Annotated in this window: 1 protein-coding gene; it reads right to left on the bottom strand. The window is 77.0% G+C overall.

Annotated features, from left to right (window positions below):
* A partial coding sequence (locus DZF91_RS25215; RefSeq protein ID WP_268915974.1) for an FtsK/SpoIIIE domain-containing protein occupies nt 1-2,626 on the bottom strand: 2,626 nt, incomplete at both ends.

The raw sequence follows: 2,626 nt of genomic DNA, 5'->3' as shown, positions 1-2,626 counted from the left end.
GCCGGCCGGCGCGCCGGGCGCGGGCCGCCGCCCGCCGACCCGCGCGGTCTGCACCAGGCGCGGCTCGTCCACGCCGGACCGGACGTAGCAGCGGCCGGGCGTGGACTTGCCGATCTGCGCCGCCTCGGGCGCGTCGATCACGTCGGTGGACTCGTCCGGGTCGGTGACGCGCAGCGCGATCCGCAGGTTGGTGTTGGCGCGGATGTCGGCCGTCACCACCCCGGCCGGGCGCTGCGTCGCGAGGATCAGGTGGACGCCGAGGGACCGTCCGCGCCGTCCGATGTCCACCAGCCCGGCGACGAACTCGGGCAGCTCCGCCACCATCGCCGCGAACTCGTCGATCACCAGGACGAGCCGCGGCAGCCCGGCGCCGCCGTCCGCCTGGTAGTCGTCGATGTCCTTGGCGCCCGCGCCGAGCAGGATCTCCTCGCGCCGCCGCAGCTCCGCCGACAGCGACTCCAGGGCGCGCTCGGTGGCGTGGCCGTCCAGGTCGGTGACCATGCCGACGGTGTGCGGGAGGCGCGCGCAGTCGGCGAACGCCGCGCCGCCCTTGTAGTCGATCAGCACGAACGTCATCTCGTCCGGACGGTTGGCGACCGCGAGCGAGGCGATGAGCGACTGGAGCAGCTCGGACTTGCCCGCGCCGGTCGTCCCGGCGACGAGCCCGTGCGGGCCGTCGTAGCGCAGGTCCACGGAGAACGGGCCGTCCGCGCCGATCCCGATGGGGACGCGGGTGGCGCGCCCGCCGGTCCGCTGCCAGGAGCGGAGCACCGCGTCGGCGTCCGGCTCGGGCATCGCCAGCAGGTCGAGCAGGCGGGCGCTGCCGGGGACGGCGTCCTCGGAGTCCTGCCGCGACACGTCCCGGACGGGCGCGAGCGCGCGTCCGACCCGGTCGGCCCACGCCACCGGCACCCGGTCGGCGAGCACGGGGCCGATCGCGTCCAGGCCGTGCCCGCGCAGCCGGACGGCCGGGCCGTCCTCCTCGAACGCCGCGACGACGGCGCACTCCTCGGGGAGCAGCCGCTCCTCATCGTCCACGCAGATCGCGTGGATGCCGTACTCGGCGCCGCGCGCGAGCAGCATCGGCATGCCCGGCTGGCGGCGCAGCGCCCGCGCGCCGTCCAGCACCAGCAGGATGTTGTAGGGGACCGCCTCGGGCGGCCTGCCCTGCCCGAAGAAGCTCTGCGCGGCCTGCGCGGCGCGGCGGCGCTCGCTCACCCGGATGGCCAGTTCGGTAATACGGTGCGCGAGCGATTCCGGATCCGATCCGACGAGGGCCGTGCACTCCTCGCCCTCGCGCGGACGCGTGTGCGGGAGCCACCGCACCCAGTTCCACTCCCCGCCCGCCTCGGCGTCCGCCGTGAGGACGACGATCGCCAGGTCGCGGGGGCTGTGCAGGGCCGCGGCCTGCGCGACCAGCCAGCGCGCGAGCCCGCGCGACGCCGCGCGCGGGCCGGTGATGCCGAGCACCCCGACGTCCGGCAGCGGCAGCGCGACCGGGACGAGCCGGGACATCGGCACCTCGGGCACCACCTCGTCCGCCGCCGCCGCGTGGCCCGCACCCCGCCCGCCGCGTGCCGTGCCCGTGCCGCGTGCCGAACCCGTGCCGCGTCCGCCGCGCTTGGACGGACGACCGCCGTCGGCACGGGGGGTGGCGCTGGTGGCGAGGCCGCCGCTGAGGCTCGACGACGGACGGCCCGGATGCGGGCCGTCGCTGCGGATCTCGATGAGCGCGGGCAGGTCGGCGAGGCCGAGCCGCAGGTGCAGCGCGTCGGGGTCGGCCATCCGCCGCTCCCAGAGGCGGCGGCGCGGACCCGTCGCGGTCAGCAGGATCTCGGCCGGGTCGGGGTCGGCCTCGCGCCGCTCGCGCTCGTCCTCGCGGCGCAGCTCGGCCAGCCGCGCGCCGAACTCCGCGGTCCGCGCCTCGTACTCGCGCAGCGCCTTCTTGTACGACTTGCGCCCGTACAGCCGGTCGCCGATCCACTCGCCGACCGTCATCACCGGCCACGCGAGCGCGAACAGCGCCCACCACCACTGGCCCATCCCGAACGCCATGGCCAGGCCGAACGCGGAGAACAGCAGCGCGCCGAACAGCCGCAGCCGCTCCTTCGGATCGCGCTCGGGACGCTTCGGGACGTCGATGCCCCGCTTGCGCACGGCGGGCCGGAGCCGCGGCGGGCGGTTGAACGCCAGCCCGCCCTCGGGCAGCGGTTCGAGGTGCGTGTCGGGCTCCGCGCTGCGGGTCAGCATCAGCACGCTCGACCCGACGGCGAGCACGCTCCCCACCGGCCAGGGCCGCTTCCCGTCCAGCACGGCGCCGTCCAGGACGGCGTGGCCGAGCGTGCGCGCGGACGGCTCGACCTCCGCGCCGTCCCGTCCGACGGTGACCCGCAGTGACACTTCCGGGACGGACGGATCGTCAAGTGTGAGGTCGGCGCGCTCCCCGGACCCGACGGTGACCGTGCCGAACCCGACCCGGTGCACCGGGCCCGCCGCCGGCCCGCCGACCACCCGCACCTCGACCAGCCCGGACGGCTCGGCCAGGTCCGTCGCCGCGGCCGTGCGCCGCTCGAACCCGACGACGGCCCCGTCGCGCAGCTCCCGCGCCGCCGGGGCCCGCGGGTCG

Source organism: Actinomadura logoneensis, from assembly GCF_003428695.1.
GTDB lineage: Bacteria > Actinomycetota > Actinomycetes > Streptosporangiales > Streptosporangiaceae > Spirillospora > Spirillospora logoneensis.
Note: the sequence above shows the minus strand (reverse complement) of the source record. Positions and strands in the feature narration are given on the sequence as shown.